Annotated in this window: 12 protein-coding genes, 1 tRNA gene and 1 pseudogene; all 14 read left to right on the top strand. The window is 63.0% G+C overall.

What is annotated here, in order from left to right:
• Positions 1-170: pseudogene (tuf, locus tag MRBLST15_RS07325) on the top strand (elongation factor Tu); the annotation flags it as partial.
• 101 nt (positions 171-271) lie between these two features.
• Positions 272-347 (top strand) — tRNA-Trp (locus MRBLST15_RS07320).
• Between the two features lie 48 nt (positions 348-395).
• A complete protein-coding gene (gene secE / locus MRBLST15_RS07315; RefSeq protein WP_100463179.1) occupies positions 396-809 on the top strand; it encodes a preprotein translocase subunit SecE in 414 nt (137 codons plus the stop codon).
• A 10-nt stretch (positions 810-819) separates the two neighbouring features.
• Complete coding sequence (gene nusG, locus MRBLST15_RS07310) at positions 820-1,380, top strand: transcription termination/antitermination protein NusG (RefSeq protein ID WP_265951239.1); 561 nt, start codon at positions 820-822, stop codon at positions 1,378-1,380.
• Positions 1,381-1,577: 197 nt separating this feature from the next.
• The gene (gene rplK, locus MRBLST15_RS07305; protein WP_004145248.1) at positions 1,578-2,006 is read left to right on the top strand and encodes a 50S ribosomal protein L11; all 429 of its coding nucleotides are present in this window, start codon (positions 1,578-1,580) and stop codon (positions 2,004-2,006) included.
• A 4-nt stretch (positions 2,007-2,010) separates the two neighbouring features.
• The gene (gene rplA / locus MRBLST15_RS07300) at positions 2,011-2,709 is read left to right on the top strand and encodes a 50S ribosomal protein L1 (protein ID WP_223494312.1); all 699 of its coding nucleotides are present in this window, start codon (positions 2,011-2,013) and stop codon (positions 2,707-2,709) included.
• 388 nt (positions 2,710-3,097) lie between these two features.
• A complete protein-coding gene (gene rplJ, locus MRBLST15_RS07295) occupies positions 3,098-3,634 on the top strand; it encodes a 50S ribosomal protein L10 (protein ID WP_004145252.1) in 537 nt (178 codons plus the stop codon).
• A 63-nt stretch (positions 3,635-3,697) separates the two neighbouring features.
• Positions 3,698-4,063, top strand: a complete 366-nt coding sequence (gene rplL / locus MRBLST15_RS07290; RefSeq protein WP_025879347.1) for a 50S ribosomal protein L7/L12 — start codon at positions 3,698-3,700, stop codon at positions 4,061-4,063.
• Positions 4,064-4,389: 326 nt separating this feature from the next.
• Complete coding sequence (gene rpoB, locus MRBLST15_RS07285) at positions 4,390-8,544, top strand: DNA-directed RNA polymerase subunit beta (protein ID WP_100463185.1); 4,155 nt, start codon at positions 4,390-4,392, stop codon at positions 8,542-8,544.
• A gap of 89 nt (positions 8,545-8,633) precedes the next feature.
• Positions 8,634-12,875, top strand: coding sequence for a DNA-directed RNA polymerase subunit beta' (rpoC, locus tag MRBLST15_RS07280; protein ID WP_099819136.1), 4,242 nt, complete (start codon positions 8,634-8,636; stop codon positions 12,873-12,875).
• Between the two features lie 397 nt (positions 12,876-13,272).
• Positions 13,273-13,647: a 30S ribosomal protein S12 gene (gene rpsL, locus MRBLST15_RS07275; RefSeq protein WP_025879344.1), complete on the top strand. Its 375-nt coding sequence runs from the start codon at positions 13,273-13,275 to the stop codon at positions 13,645-13,647.
• A 12-nt stretch (positions 13,648-13,659) separates the two neighbouring features.
• The gene (rpsG, locus tag MRBLST15_RS07270; protein ID WP_025879343.1) at positions 13,660-14,127 is read left to right on the top strand and encodes a 30S ribosomal protein S7; all 468 of its coding nucleotides are present in this window, start codon (positions 13,660-13,662) and stop codon (positions 14,125-14,127) included.
• Positions 14,128-14,265: 138 nt separating this feature from the next.
• The gene (fusA, locus tag MRBLST15_RS07265; protein WP_265951237.1) at positions 14,266-16,407 is read left to right on the top strand and encodes an elongation factor G; all 2,142 of its coding nucleotides are present in this window, start codon (positions 14,266-14,268) and stop codon (positions 16,405-16,407) included.
• Positions 16,408-16,458: 51 nt separating this feature from the next.
• Positions 16,459-16,705 (top strand): GTP-binding protein (locus MRBLST15_RS07260; protein ID WP_367785583.1); only part of this gene is annotated, 247 nt, incomplete at its 3' end.

Here is a 16,705-nt window from a genome sequence, read left to right as displayed (position 1 = left end):
CCGGTGCGGTCGAGCTGCCGGAAGGCGTCGAGATGGTGATGCCGGGCGACAACATCAAGATGGTTGTCACCCTGATCAACCCGGTCGCCATGGACGCCGGCCTGCGCTTCGCAATCCGCGAAGGTGGTCGTACCGTCGGTGCTGGCGTGGTTGCCACCATCCTCGAGTAAGCCTGCATGCCGGCGGTCGCATAGCGCTGCCGGTCTGGCGAGTGGCGGGCCGGGAACCTCGGTCCGCCTTCGCCGTCTAAGGGAAGGCAAGTTTTCAACGTACGCCAGTAGCTCAATTGGCAGAGCAGCGGTCTCCAAAACCGCAGGTTGGGGGTTCGAGTCCCTCCTGGCGTGCCATCTGCCCACCTTACCGAGCGGCCCTGCCGCTAAAGCAGACACAGCCTGATGAATAGCAAGATCGAACATTCCAAGGACACCTCCGCGCAAGGCGGGGATATCGTCAAGTACGTCCTCGCATCGTTGCTGGTGCTGGCAGGTCTGTTCGTCTGGTTCTGGTTCTCCGCCGATTCCGGTCGCGCTGCCCAGCTGGGCTCGTGGACGGGTCAGCTGCGTGCGTTGGCGGTCGTGGTCGGCCTGGTTGGCGGTATCGGCGTGTTCATGCTGACCGGCAAGGGGCGCGACACCCGCGAATTCCTCTCCGAGTCGCGTTTCGAACTGCGTAAAGTGGTTTGGCCGACCCGCCAGGAAGCCATTCGCATGACCTGGGTGGTGATTGTCGTCGTCCTGATCCTCAGCCTGCTGCTGGGCGGGTTCGACTTCTTCATCCAGAAACTGACTCAGTGGTTCCTGAGCCGCTAAGGAGAAATGCATGAAGCGTTGGTACGTCGTTCACGCCTATTCGGGCTTCGAGAAGTCGGTGGCGCAGGCTCTGCGCGATCGCATCGTCCGTGACGGCATGGAAGAGCGCTTCGGCGACGTCCTGGTTCCGACCGAGGAGGTGATCGAAATGCGCGCCGGCCAGAAGCGCCGTTCCGAGCGCAAGTTCTTCCCGGGTTACGTGCTGGTCCAGATCGAGACCCACGAAGAAGCGGGCATTCCGCGCATCGACAACGAAAGCTGGCATCTGGTCAAGGAAACCCCGCGCGTCATGGGCTTCATCGGCGGCACTGCCGATCGTCCGCTGCCGATCGCCGATTCCGAGGCCGAATCGATCCTGAATCGTGTCCAGGAAGGCGTCGAGAAGCCGCGTCCGAAGGTGCTGTTCGAGCCGGGCCAGATGGTCCGTGTCACCGAGGGTCCGTTCAACGACTTCAACGGTGTCGTCGAAGAGGTCAACTACGAGAAGAGCCGTCTGCGCGTCTCCGTGTTGATCTTCGGTCGCGCTACTCCGGTCGAGCTCGAGTTCGGCCAGGTCGAAAAGGCCGTCTGATCTGCATTCACCTGCCGCTTCAGGCATGTGAAGAAAAAACCTGATATGCTGCGCGGCTTCCCGCTAGGAAGCTGGCGGGACGAGGCCACCGAAAGGTGGCCTTCGGCATGATTTCAAAACGCGATGCCGGGACGCGTGATTCCCGGTCCGATGGGGAGCCTGTTGTCGCAAGGCGCTAGCACCCGGAGAGTACTCACATGGCAAAGAAAGTTGTCGGTTATATCAAGCTGCAGGTGAAGGCCGGTCAGGCCAACCCCTCGCCGCCGGTCGGTCCTGCGCTGGGTCAGCGCGGCCTGAACATCATGGAATTCTGCAAGGCCTTCAATGCCGCCACGCAGAAGCTCGAGCCGGGTCTGCCGGTTCCGGTGATCATCACGGCCTATTCGGACCGTACGTTCACCTTCATCACCAAGAGCACTCCGGCCACCACCCTGCTGAAGAAGGCCGCTGGCATCTCGTCGGGCTCCAAGCGCCCGAACACCGAGAAGGTCGGCAAGGTCACCCGTAAGCAGCTGGAAGAGATCGCCAAGGCGAAGGAACCGGATCTGACTGCCGCCGACCTGGACGCCGCCGTGCGTACCATCGCTGGCTCTGCCCGTTCCATGGGCCTCGTGGTGGAGGGTTAAGAAGATGGCACAGACCAAGCGTGAGAAGGCCATCAAGGCCGCAATCGTTCCGGGCAAGGCATACGCCTTCGAGGACGCGATCAACATCCTGAAGACCGCCACCAAGGCCAAGTTCGTCGAGTCGATCGACGTTGCTGTGCGCCTGGGCGTCGACGCGAAGAAGTCCGACCAGCAGGTCCGTGGCTCCACCGTGCTGCCGGCAGGTACCGGCAAGTCGGTCCGCGTCGCTGTCTTCGCTCCGGCCGGTGCCAAGGCTGACGAAGCCCTGGCCGCTGGCGCCGAAGCCGTCGGTATGGACGACCTGGCCGAGAAGATGCAGGCCGGCGATCTGAACTACGACGTCGTGATCGCGACCCCGGACGCAATGCGCGTCGTCGGTAAGCTGGGTACCGTGCTGGGCCCGCGCGGCCTGATGCCGAACCCGAAGGTCGGCACCGTCTCCCCGAACCCGGGTGAGGCTGTGAAGAATGCCAAGTCGGGTCAGGTGCGTTACCGCACCGACAAGGCCGGCATCATCCACTGCACCATCGGCAAGGCCGACTTCGCCGAAGACGCGCTGAAGTCGAACCTCACCGCGCTGCTGCTGGACCTGATCAAGGCCAAGCCGGCTACCTCGAAGGGCCTGTACCTGCAGAAGGTGTCGGTCAGCTCGACGATGGGCCCGGGCGTCACCGTCGACCAGTCGTCGCTGAGCCTGAAGTAATCGTTTCAAGCGGTCGCGGGTCCCTCGGATCCCGCGACCGTGACATTTGAAGGCATCGCCGGCAACCCATCGCCGGTGGTAGCCGTCAAAGACCGCAGGTGCGGTCGTGGTATGCCGGCGACGGGCACGGAAGCTCGATTTGGCAGGGAGTCGCCGCCGGAGCAGTCACGAACGCTTAATCGATTCCCCGGAATCACCCTGCGTAGATGGTGCCCTTCTGGAGTTTTTCTGGTTCACGCACGTCTGGGGTTACCCAGGTTGGCCCACTCCAGGTCTAGAACGGCCCACCCCCCGGAACATCATTCCGATGTTCCCGGCGTCCAGGACGGATGCCGCACAGGACCGCACACGGCAGGAGCCGTAAGCGGAGTTCAATCGGAGGAGTGCAATGGCTCTCAATCTGTCCCAGAAGCAAGAAGTAGTCGCGGAGCTGGCAGACATCGCCGCCAAGGCCCACTCCTTGATCGCAGCCGAATACGCTGGCACCACGGTCGCCCAGATGACCGCGATGCGCAAGCAGGCTCGTGAAACCGGCGTTTTCTTGAAAGTTGTCAAGAACACCCTGGCGTCGCGTGCTGTTGAAGGCACCGAGTTCGCAGTCGCACAGGACCAGATGGTTGGTCCGCTGCTGTACGCGTTCTCGCTCGAGGAGCCCGGTGCTGCCGGTCGCCTGATCAAGGAAGCCGCCAAGGGCAACGACAAGCTGAAGGCCAAGGTCGTCGCAATCGGTGGTGAAGTGTTCCCGGCAAGCCACGTCGACGTGTTGGCCTCGCTGCCGACCCGCGACCAGGCCCTGGCAATGCTGGCACGCGTCCTGACCGAGCCGGTCACGATGTTCGCCCGCGCCATCAAGGCAATCGGCGACAAGCAGAATGGTGGCGACGTCGCCGCCGACGCTGCTGAACCGGCCGCCGAGACCGCCTGAGTTTCGACTAATCGTGGTTCCTGACGGAACCTCAATCCAGAAAAACATCCAAAGGTAATTATCATGTCCCTTACCAACGAACAGATCGTCGACGCCATCGCCGAGAAGTCCCTGATGGAAGTGATGGAGCTGGTCAAGGCCATCGAAGAGAAGTTCGGCGTCTCCGCCGCTGCTCCGGTCGCCGCTGCTGTGGCTGGCCCGGCTGCCGTCGTTGAAGAGCAGACCGAATTCGTCGTCACCCTGAAGACCGCTGGCGACAAGAAGGTCGAAGTCATCAAGGCCGTCCGCGCCATCACCGGCCTGGGCCTGAAGGAAGCGAAGGACCTGGCCGAAGCCGGCGGCGTCCTGAAGGACAACGCTTCGAAGGACGAAGCCGAGAAGATGAAGAAGGACCTGGAAGCTGCTGGCGCGACTGTCGAAGTCAAGTAAGCACTTCCATTGCGTCGCCATCGAAATCCGGCGATGCAGCCAAGGCTGGGGGCGTAAGCCCCCGGCCTTTGGTCGTTGTTGTAGGGCCAGCCAATCCTGGCGCGGTTCTACGGTAATACGGTGAAAAAGCCCAACACGGGCTGCGGTCAAACCCTGGTCGGCCAGCGCAACGCGCGGCGGCGGGGGAGTGGATGCAGACGAGTTGGCAGTTGGAAGTAGCGGGAGAAGGCGTGCTGGTGCCGGCAATACCAGCGACTTCCAACTGACAATTTCAAGTTCCCTTCGGGTCGTGGGCGCACGACTCGCACAACAAGGTGGAAGACCTCATGACGTCCTATTCGTTCACCGAAAAAAAGCGTATCCGCAAGGATTTCGGCAAGCAGCGTTCGATTCTCGAAGTGCCGTTCCTGCTCGCCATCCAGGTGGATTCCTACCGTGAATTCCTGCAGGAAAACGTCGATCCGGCCAAGCGCACGGACCACGGCCTGCACGCTGCACTGAAGTCGGTCTTCCCGATCGCCAGCTACAGCGGCAATGCTGCCCTGGAATACGTCGGCTACAAGCTGGGCGATCCGGTCTTCGACGAGCGTGAGTGCCGTCAGCGTGGCATGAGCTACGGTGCGCCGCTGCGCGTGACCGTGCGCCTGGTGATCTACGACCGCGAGTCGTCGACCAAGGCCATCAAGTACGTGAAGGAGCAGGAGGTCTACCTCGGCGAAATCCCGCTGATGACCGACAACGGCACCTTCATCGTCAACGGCACCGAGCGCGTCATCGTCTCGCAGCTGCACCGCTCGCCGGGCGTGTTCTTCGACCACGACCGTGGCAAGACCCACAGCTCGGGCAAGCTGCTGTACAGCGCCCGCATCATTCCTTACCGCGGCTCCTGGCTGGACTTCGAGTTCGACCCGAAGGACGCGCTGTTCACCCGTATCGACCGTCGCCGCAAGCTGCCGGTGTCGATCCTGCTGCGTGCGCTTGGCTACAGCAACGAAGAGATGCTGGCCGAGTTCTTCGAGATCAACACCTTCCACATCAACCCGGATGAAGGCGTCCAGCTGGAGCTGGTGCCGGAACGCCTGCGTGGCGAAACCCTGGGCTTCGACCTCGCCGATGGCGACAAGGTCATCGTGGAAGCCGGCAAGCGCATCACCGCGCGCCACATCAAGCAGCTGGAAGCCTCGGGCATCGCCGCCCTGGCCGTGCCGGACGACTACATCGTCGGCCGCATCCTGTCGCACGACGTGGTCGATGCCTCGACCGGTGAACTGCTGGCCCAGGCCAACGACGAAATCACCGACGAGCAGCTGCAGAACTTCCGCAAGGCCGGCGTCGATGCCGTGGGCACCCTGTGGGTGAACGACCTGGATCGTGGCCCGTACCTGTCCAACACCCTGCGCATCGATCCGACCAAGACCCAGCTGGAAGCCCTGGTCGAGATCTACCGCATGATGCGTCCGGGCGAGCCGCCGACCAAGGATGCCGCGCAGAACCTGTTCCACAACCTGTTCTTCACCTTCGAGCGCTACGACCTGTCCGCCGTCGGCCGCATGAAGTTCAACCGTCGCGTGGGCCGCAAGGAAACCACCGGCGAAGCCGTGCTGTACGACCGCAAGTACTACGGCGAGCGCAACGACGAAGAGTCCAAGCGCCTGGTTGCCGCCCACGGCGACAGCTCGGACATCCTGGACGTGATCAAGGTCCTGACCGAGATCCGCAACGGTCGCGGCGTGGTCGATGACATCGATCACCTGGGCAACCGTCGCGTGCGTTCGGTCGGTGAAATGGCCGAGAACGTGTTCCGCGTGGGCCTGGTCCGCGTCGAGCGCGCGGTCAAGGAGCGCCTGTCGATGGCAGAGTCGGAAGGCCTGACCCCGCAGGAGCTGATCAACGCCAAGCCGGTGGCTGCGGCGATCAAGGAATTCTTCGGCTCCTCGCAGCTGTCGCAGTTCATGGATCAGAACAACCCGCTGTCGGAAGTCACGCACAAGCGTCGCGTCTCGGCCCTGGGCCCGGGCGGCCTGACCCGTGAGCGCGCCGGCTTCGAAGTGCGCGACGTGCACCCGACCCATTACGGCCGCGTCTGCACCATCGAAACCCCGGAAGGCCCGAACATCGGCCTGATCAACTCGCTGGCCGTGTACGCCCGCACCAACCAGTACGGTTTCCTCGAGACCCCGTACCGGAAGGTCGTGGACGGCAAGGTCTTCGACGAAGTCGAGTTCCTGTCGGCCATCGAAGAAAACGAGTACGTCATCGCCCAGGCCAACGCCCTGACCGATGCCAACAGCGTGCTGACCGAGCAGTTCGTTCCCTGCCGTTACCAGGGCGAATCGCTGCTGAAGCCGCCGGCGGAAGTCCACTTCATGGACGTCTCGCCGATGCAGACCGTGTCGATCGCGGCCGCGCTGGTTCCGTTCCTGGAGCACGATGACGCCAACCGCGCACTGATGGGCGCCAACATGCAGCGTCAGGCCGTGCCGACCCTGCGTGCGCAGAAGCCGCTGGTCGGTACCGGCATCGAGCGCGCCGTGGCGCGTGACTCGGGTGTGACCGTGAACGCCCGTCGTGGTGGTGAGATCGTGCAGATCGACGCCGCCCGCATCGTGGTCAAGGTCAACGAAGCCGAGATCACCGATGCGTCCGATGCCGGCGTCGACATCTATAACCTGATCAAGTACACCCGCTCCAACCAGAACACCTGCATCAACCAGCGTCCGCTGGTGGAAGTGGGCAACGTGGTGGCGCGTGGCGACGTGCTGGCCGACGGTCCGTCCACCGACATCGGTGAACTGGCCCTGGGCCAGAACATGCTGATCGCCTTCATGCCGTGGAACGGCTACAACTTCGAAGACTCCATCCTGCTCTCCGAGCGCGTGGTGGAAGAGGATCGCTACACCACGATCCACATCGAAGAGCTGACCTGCGTTGCGCGTGACACCAAGCTGGGGCCGGAGGAAATCTCCGCCGACATCCCGAACGTTTCCGAGCAGGCGCTGAACCGCCTGGACGAGAGCGGCGTGGTGTACATCGGTGCCGAAGTCCGCGCCGGCGACATCATGGTCGGCAAGGTCACCCCGAAGGGCGAAAGCCAGCTGACCCCGGAAGAGAAGCTGCTGCGCGCGATCTTCGGCGAGAAGGCTTCGGACGTGAAGGACAGCTCGCTGCGCGTGCCGCCGGGCATGGACGGCACCGTCATCGACGTGCAGGTCTTCACCCGCGATGGCATCGAGAAGGACAAGCGCGCCCGTCAGATCGAAGAGTCTGAAATCAAGCGCGTCAAGAAGGACTTCGACGACCAGTTCCGCATCCTGGAAGCGGCCATCTACGCCCGTCTGCGTTCGCAGATCGTCGGCAAGGTGGTCAACGGTGGCGCCGGCCTGAAGAAGGGCGACGTCATCTCCGACGCCTACCTGGATGGCCTGAAGAAGGCTGACTGGTTCGTGCTGCGCATGAAGGACGAGGACGCTGCCGAAGCCATCGAGCGCGCACAGAAGCAGATCCAGGCGCACGAGAAGGAATTCGAGCGTCGCTTCGCCGACAAGCGCGGCAAGATCACCGCTGGCGACGACCTCGCCCCGGGCGTGCTGAAGATGGTCAAGGTGTTCCTGGCCGTGAAGCGCCGCATCCAGCCGGGCGACAAGATGGCAGGCCGCCACGGCAACAAGGGTGTGGTGTCCAACGTGGTGCCGGTCGAGGACATGCCGTACATGGCCTCGGGCGAAACCGTGGACATCGTGCTGAACCCGCTGGGCGTGCCGTCGCGTATGAACATCGGGCAGATCCTGGAAGTGCACCTGGGCTGGGCTGCCAAGGGTCTGGGTCGCAAGATCCAGGCGATGCTGGAAGCTCAGGCGGCGGTCGCCGACCTGCGCAAGTTCCTGGACGACATCTACAACCACGATGACACCAACGTGGCCAACCGTGTCGACCTGTCGCAGTTCAGCGACGAGGAACTGCTGCGTCTGGCCCGCAACCTGTTCGACGGCGTGCCGATGGCCACCCCGGTGTTCGACGGTGCCACCGAAGCGGAAATCAAGCGCATGCTGGAACTGGCCGACCTGCCGAGCAGTGGCCAGACCCAGCTGTATGACGGCCGCACCGGTGAAGCCTTCGATCGCCACACCACCGTGGGCTACATGCACTACCTGAAGCTGAACCACCTGGTCGACGACAAGATGCACGCCCGTTCGACCGGTCCGTACTCGCTCGTCACCCAGCAGCCGCTGGGCGGCAAGGCGCAGTTCGGCGGCCAGCGCTTCGGTGAAATGGAAGTCTGGGCGCTGGAAGCCTACGGCGCGGCCTACACCCTGCAGGAAATGCTGACGGTGAAGTCCGATGACGTGCAGGGCCGCAACCAGATGTACAAGAACATCGTCGACGGTGAGCACGAGATGGTCGCGGGCATGCCGGAATCCTTCAACGTGCTTGTGAAGGAAATCCGCTCGCTGGCCATCAACATGGAACTGGAAGACAACTGATCCATGCCGGCGCGGCGGTCAATGCCGCCGCGCCGCTGGCAGTCAACTGAAAGCCCATCGACACAGCATTCCTCCTTCTGGAGAACACCATGAAAGACCTGCTCAACCTCTTCAACCAGCAGCGCCAGACGCTGGACTTCGACGCGATCAAGATCGCGCTGGCTTCGCCGGACCTGATCCGTTCGTGGTCCTTCGGCGAAGTGAAGAAGCCGGAAACCATCAACTACCGTACCTTCAAGCCGGAACGTGACGGCCTGTTCTGCGCCGCCATCTTCGGACCGGTCAAGGACTACGAGTGCCTGTGCGGCAAGTACAAGCGCATGAAGCACCGCGGCGTGGTCTGCGAGAAGTGCGGCACCGAAGTGACCCTGGCCAAGGTGCGTCGTGAGCGCATGGGCCACATCGACCTGGCTTCGCCGGTCGCGCACATCTGGTTCCTGAAGTCGCTGCCGTCGCGCATCGGCCTGATGCTGGACATGACCCTGCGCGATATCGAGCGCGTGCTGTACTTCGAAGCCTACGTGGTGACCGAGCCGGGCCTGACCGCCCTGGAGCGCCGCCAGCTGCTGACCGAAGAACAGTACCTGCAGGCCCGCCAGGAGCACGGCGACGACTTCGACGCCGCCATGGGCGCCGAGGCCGTGTACGAGCTGCTGCGCACCATCGACCTGCAGTCGGAGATGACCCGCCTGCGCGAAGAGATCGCCAGCACCGGTTCGGAAACCAAGCTGAAGCGACTGACCAAGCGCATCAAGCTGATCGAAGCCTTCCTGGAATCGGGCAACCGCCCGGAGTGGATGGTCATGACCGTCCTGCCGGTGCTGCCGCCGGACCTGCGTCCGCTGGTTCCGCTGGATGGTGGCCGCTTCGCGACCTCCGACCTGAACGACCTGTACCGCCGCGTCATCAACCGCAACAACCGCCTGCGCCGCCTGCTCGAACTGAGCGCGCCGGACATCATCGTGCGCAATGAAAAGCGCATGCTGCAGGAATCGGTCGATGCGCTGCTGGACAACGGCCGTCGCGGCCGTGCCATCACCGGCACCAACAAGCGCCCGCTGAAGTCGCTGGCCGACATGATCAAGGGCAAGCAGGGTCGCTTCCGTCAGAACCTGCTCGGCAAGCGCGTCGACTACTCGGGCCGTTCGGTCATCGTGGTCGGTCCGTACCTGCGCCTGCACCAGTGCGGCCTGCCGAAGAAGATGGCGCTCGAACTGTTCAAGCCGTTCGTGTTCGCCAAGCTGCAGCGTCGTGGCCTGGCCACCACCATCAAGGCCGCCAAGAAGCTGGTCGAGCGCGAAGAAGCCGAAGTCTGGGACATCCTGGAAGAGGTCATCCGCGAGCATCCGGTGATGCTGAACCGTGCGCCGACCCTGCACCGTCTGGGCATCCAGGCCTTCGAGCCGGTCCTGATCGAAGGCAAGGCCATCCAGCTGCACCCGCTGGTCTGCACCGCGTTCAACGCCGACTTCGACGGTGACCAGATGGCCGTCCACGTGCCGCTCTCGCTGGAAGCCCAGCTGGAAGCGCGTGCGCTGATGATGTCCACCAACAACATCCTGTCGCCGGCCAACGGCGAGCCGATCATCGTGCCGTCGCAGGACGTCGTGCTGGGTCTGTACTACATGACCCGCTCGCTGGAAAACAAGAAGGGCGAGGGCATGGCCTTCGCCAACATCGCCGAAGTCAAGCGCGCCTACGACAACCGCGTGGTGGAACTGCACGCGCGCGTCAAGGTCCGCATCACCGAGGTGGTGACCGACGAGGAAGGCAACAAGCAGAGCAAGTCGTCGATCGTGGAGACTACGATCGGTCGCGCCCTGCTGGCTGAAATCCTGCCGGAAGGCCTGCCGTTCGCGCTGGCCAACACCGAGCTGACCAAGAAGAACATCAGCCGCCTGATCAACTCCAGCTACCGTCAGCTGGGTCTGAAGGACACGGTCGTGTTCGCCGACAAGCTGATGTACACCGGCTTCGCCTACGCGACCCGCGCCGGCGTCTCGATCGGCATCGACGACATGCTGATCCCGGACGAGAAGAAGGGCATCCTCACCGAGGCCGAAGCCGAAGTGCTGGAAATCCAGGAGCAGTACCAGTCGGGCCTGGTCACCGCCGGCGAGCGCTACAACAAGGTGGTCGACATCTGGTCGCGCACCAATGAGCGCATCGCCAAGGCGATGATGGACACCATCGGTACCGAGAAGGTCATCAATGCCAAGGGCGAGACCATCGACCAGAAGTCGATGAACTCCCTGTACATCATGGCCGACTCCGGTGCACGAGGCAGCCAGGCGCAGATCCGTCAGCTGGCCGGCATGCGTGGCCTGATGGCCCGTCCCGATGGCTCGATCATCGAGACGCCCATCAAGGCGAACTTCCGCGAAGGCCTGAACGTGCAGGAGTACTTCAACTCCACCCACGGTGCCCGTAAGGGTCTGGCCGATACCGCGCTGAAGACCGCGAACTCGGGTTACCTGACCCGTCGTCTGGTCGACGTGGCGCAGGACGTGGTGATCACCGAGGTGGATTGCGGTACCACCGAAGGCCTGATCATGACCCCGATCGTTGAAGGCGGCGACGTGGTCGAGCCGTTGAAGGATCGCGTGCTGGGTCGCGTGGTTGCCGAGGACGTGTTCCTGCCGGGCAACGACGAAGATCCGATCGTCACCCGCAATACCCTGCTCGACGAAGCCTGGGTCGCCAAGCTTGAAGAGGCCAGCGTGCAGACCATCAAGGTCCGCTCGACGATCTCCTGCGAATCGGCCTTCGGTGTCTGCAGCCGCTGCTACGGCCGCGATCTGGCCCGTGGCCACCTGGTCAACATCGGTGAAGCGGTCGGCGTCATCGCCGCCCAGTCCATCGGTGAGCCGGGTACCCAGCTGACGATGCGTACGTTCCACATCGGTGGTGCGGCGTCGCGAGCTGCTGCGGTCGACAACATCACTGTCAAGACCACCGGCTCGGTCAAGTTCAGCAACCTCAAGTCGGTGGCCCACGCCAACGGCTCGCTGGTCGCGGTGTCGCGCTCGGGCGAAATGTCGGTGCTCGATGCACACGGCCGTGAGCGTGAGCGTTACAAGCTGCCGTACGGCGCAACCATCACCTCCAAGGACGGTGATGCGGTCAAGGCTGGCCAGACCGTGGCCAACTGGGATCCGCATAACCACCCGATCGTTTCGGAAGTGGCCGGTTTCATCCGCTTCATCGACTTCGTCGACGGCATCACCGTCATCGAGAAGACCGATGAGCTGACCGGCCTGGCGTCGCGCGAAATCACCGACCCGAAGCGCCGCGGCGCCCAGGCGAAGGATCTGCGTCCGATCGTCCGCATCGTCGATGGCAAGGGCAACGACCTGTCGATTCCGGGCACCGACCTGCCGGCGCAGTACCTGCTGCCGCCGCGCTCGATCGTCAACCTGCAGGACGGCGCTGCCGTCGGCGTGGGTGACGTGGTCGCCAAGATCCCGCAGGAAGCGTCCAAGACCCGCGACATCACCGGTGGTCTGCCGCGCGTGGCCGATCTGTTCGAAGCGCGCAAGCCGAAGGATCCGGCGGTGCTGGCCGAGCGTTCGGGCATCATCAGCTTCGGCAAGGACACCAAGGGCAAGCAGCGCCTGATCATCAAGGACACCGATGGTTCGGAGCACGAAGAGCTGATTCCGAAGTACCGTCAGGTCATCGTGTTCGAAGGTGAGCACGTGACCAAGGGCGAAACCATCGTCGACGGCGAGCCGAGCCCGCAGGACATCCTGCGTCTGCTGGGTGTCGAGCCGCTGGCCGCCTACCTGGTCAAGGAAATCCAGGACGTGTACCGCCTGCAGGGCGTGAAGATCAACGACAAGCACATCGAGGTGATCACCCGCCAGATGCTGCGCAAGGTCGAGATCACCGATCAGGGCAGCAGCAAGTTCCTGAACGGCGAACAGGTCGAGCGTCAGCGCGTCATCGAGGAAAATGCACGCCTGACCACCCGCAACGAGCTGATCGCTCGCTTCGATCCGGTCCTGCTGGGCATCACCAAGGCGTCGCTGGCGACCGAATCGTTCATCTCGGCGGCCTCCTTCCAGGAGACCACCCGCGTGTTGACCGAGGCTGCCGTCCGCGGCACCAAGGACAACCTGCGCGGCCTGAAGGAGAACGTGATCGTCGGCCGTCTGATTCCGGCCGGTACCGGTCTGTCGTACCACGCCAACCGCCGCCGCAACGCGAGCGGGTTGACCGACTCGGAAATGCAGACCCTCGCCGGTACCCCGGCAGCTGCAGCCCCCGTGGCCGTGGCAGCGCCGGAAGTGGTGGTGGAGTCGACCGACGCCGAGCAGGCCGAGGATTGATCGGCGGGTCCGGCCCCGGCCGGACCTCGATCGGGCAGGGACCGGCCCATTGGCCGGACCCTGCGGGACGTACCGGCTCCGTGCCGGGCAAGTAATCATGCAGGACCGGTTTCGGCCGGTCCTGCACTCGAGGGCCCAGGCCGCTGGTCTGTTCGCCTTCGATGATGTAGGATGCCGCCCGGCCCAGCGATGGGTCGGGATGACAACCTGAACGGGGGGCATGGAGAAGGCTCCCCTGTAACGGCCCAGGATCAGGGCTGGCTTGGCGTGTGCGCATTTGACCGCGTTTTCGCCAGGTTGCTACAATCGTCTGTCTCAGCAGGCCGGTTTTTCGCCTGCTCGCACATATCCGCATTCATGGCCGGTTTCTTTCGGCCTCTCTCAGAAGAACATACTGATGGCGACGATCAATCAGCTTGTCCGCAAGCCGCGGCAGGCAACCACTTATAAGAGCGCCTCGCCGGCTCTCGAAAAGTGCCCCCAGCGCCGTGGCGTCTGCACGCGCGTTTACACCACTACTCCGAAGAAGCCGAACTCGGCGCTTCGCAAGGTTGCCAAGGTTCGCCTGACCAACCAGGAAGAAGTGATTTCCTACATCGGCGGTGAAGGCCACAACCTGCAGGAGCACTCCGTGGTCCTGATCCGTGGCGGTCGCGTCAAGGATCTGCCGGGTGTGCGTTACCACACCGTTCGTGGTTCGCTCGACGCCTCCGGCGTTGCCAAGCGTCGCCAGGGCCGTTCCAAGTACGGCGCCAAGCGTCCGAAGAGCTAAGGGAAAGCACACATGTCTCGTAAAGGTAATACGCCGCAGCGCGCAGTCCTGCCGGATCCGAAGCACGGAAGCGAAACCATCGCCCGTTTCATCAACATGGTGATGCTGAGCGGCAAGAAGTCGGTCGCTGAAAAGATCGTCTATGGCGCCATGGACGTGATCGGTGAGAAGAACCCGAATTCCGTCGAGCTGGTTCAGAAGGCTCTGGAAAACGTGGCTCCGTCGGTCGAAGTCAAGTCCCGCCGTGTCGGTGGTGCCACCTATCAGGTGCCGGTCGAAGTGCGTGCCTCGCGCAAGATGGCCCTGGCCATGCGTTGGCTGATCGACTCCGCGCGCAAGCGTGGTGAGAACACCATGCCGAAGAAGCTGGCCGCTGAACTGATCGACGCCTCGGAAAACCGTGGCGGCGCCATCAAGAAGCGCGAAGAAACCCACCGCATGGCCGAAGCCAACAAGGCATTCGCCCACTACCGCTGGTGAGTTTGACGGCCTTGTAAAACAGGCAGGGCAGCACCATTTCGGTGCTGCCTCGCGGCCCCAGAAGGGCTGCGCCAATCCGAAGGCCGCCGAAAGGCGGCGTTCGGCCATCCGAAATCCAAGAAATCTGAGAGGCTCCCCGTGGCCCGTTCCACTCCCATCGAGCGTTACCGCAATTTCGGCATCATGGCTCACATCGATGCCGGCAAGACCACCACGTCCGAGCGCATCCTGTTCTACACCGGCAAGAGCCACAAGATCGGTGAAGTGCATGACGGCGCCGCCACCATGGACTGGATGGAGCAGGAGCAGGAGCGTGGCATCACGATCCAGTCCGCTGCGACCACCGCGTTCTGGAAGGGCATGGACAAGTCCCTGCCGGAGCACCGCTTCAACATCATCGACACCCCCGGGCACGTCGACTTCACCATCGAAGTGGAGCGCTCGCTGCGCGTGCTCGACGGTGCCGTCTTCGTGCTGTGCGCCGTCGGTGGCGTGCAGCCGCAGTCGGAAACCGTGTGGCGCCAGGCGAACCGCTACAAGGTTCCGCGCATCGCGTTCGTCAACAAGATGGACCGCACCGGCGCCAACTTCACCAAGGTTGTCGGCCAGTTGAAGGCAAAGCTGGGTGCCAAGGCCGTTCCGATGCAGCTGCCGATCGGCGCTGAGGAAGGCTTCAAGGGCGTCGTCGATCTGCTGAAGATGAAGGCCATCCATTGGGATGAGGCCTCGCAGGGCATGAAATTCGAGTACAGCGATGTGCCGGCCGACCTGCTGGCTGAAGCGACCGAAGCCCGTACCTTCATGATCGAAGCGGCTGCCGAAGCCAGTGAAGAGCTGATGGACAAGTACCTGGGCGGCGATGAGCTGACCGAGGCCGAGATCATCGAAGCCCTGCGCGTGCGCACCCTGGCCACCGACATCGTGCCGATGTACTGCGGCTCGGCGTTCAAGAACAAGGGCGTGCAGGCCATGCTGGACGGCGTGATCCAGCTGCTGCCGTCGCCGATCGACGTGCCGGACGTGACCGGTACCGACGTTGACGATGAAACCAAGGAAATGAGCCGCAAGTCTGACGACAAGGCTCCGTTCTCGGCCCTGGCCTTCAAGATCATCACCGATCCGTTCGTCGGCGCGCTGACCTTCTTCCGTGTCTACTCGGGCACGCTGAATGCAGGCGACCAGCTGCTGAACTCGGTGAAGGGCAAGAAGGAGCGCATCGGCCGCATCCTGCAGATGCACTCCAACAACCGCGAAGAAATCAAGGAAGTTCTGGCCGGCGACATCGCCGCCGCCGTGGGCCTGAAGGACACCACTACGGGTGACACCCTGTGCTCCATGGATCAGCCGATCATCCTCGAGCGTATGGTGTTCCCGGAGCCGGTCATCTCGATGGCTGTCGAGCCGAAGACCAAGTCCGACCAGGAAAAGATGGGTCTGGCACTGGGTCGTCTGGCCCAGGAAGATCCGTCGTTCCGCGTCAAGACCGACGAAGAGTCCGGCCAGACCATCATCTCGGGCATGGGCGAGCTGCACCTGGACATCATCGTTGACCGCATGAAGCGCGAGTTCAACGTTGAGGCCAACGTCGGCAAGCCGCAGGTGGCTTACCGCGAAACGATCACCATGTCGGACGTGAAGTCGGACTACAAGCACGCCAAGCAGTCCGGTGGTAAGGGTCAGTACGGTCACGTCGTGATCGAGCTGTCGCCGATCACCGAGGCCGATCGTGCAGATCCGAAGATCGCCGCGGGCATCAAGGACGACTTCCTGTTCATCAACGACATCACCGGTGGCGTGATTCCGAAGGAATTCATCCCGTCGATCGAAAAGGGTCTGCGCGAAACCATCACCAATGGCCCGCTGGCTGGCTTCCCGGTCGTGGACGTCAAGGTGAAGCTGGTGTTCGGCTCGTACCACGACGTCGACTCCTCGGAAATGGCGTTCAAGCTCGCCTCGTCGATGGCCTTCAAGGAAGGCTTCCGCAAGGCCAAGCCGGTCCTGCTGGAGCCGATCATGAAGGTCGAGATCGTGACCCCGGAGGATTACCAGGGTGACGTGATGGGCGACGTGAGCCGTCGTCGCGGCGTTCTGCAGGGTTCTGATACCACCGGTGACGGTTCGGCCAGCATCATCAACGCGATGATCCCGCTGGGCGAAATGTTTGGCTACGCGACCTCGCTGCGTTCGCAGACCCAGGGCCGCGCCACCTTCACGATGGAATTTGACCACTACGAGCCGGCGCCGAACAACATCGCCGACGAAGTCATGAAGAAGGCCTGAGCGTAACGCTCAGGTCCTCCAAACCACTTACGAACTAAAAGGTAGAACGAAATGGCAAAGGGTAAGTTCGAGCGCACCAAGCCGCACGTCAACGTCGGCACCATCGGTCACGTCGATCACGGCAAGACCACGCTGACCGCCGCACTGACCAAGATCGGTGCAGAGCGCTTCGGTGGCGAGTTCAAGGATTACTCCGCGATCGACGCCGCGCCGGAAGAAAAGGCACGTGGCATCACGATCTCGACCGCACACGTCGAATACGAATCCACCGTTCGTCACTACGCCCACGTCGATTGCC

This window comes from Stenotrophomonas sp. LST15-1-1.1 (genome assembly GCF_040815575.1).
Taxonomy (GTDB): Bacteria; Pseudomonadota; Gammaproteobacteria; order Xanthomonadales; family Xanthomonadaceae; genus Stenotrophomonas; species Stenotrophomonas lactitubi_B.
This window is presented reverse-complemented; position numbering and strand designations above follow the sequence as displayed.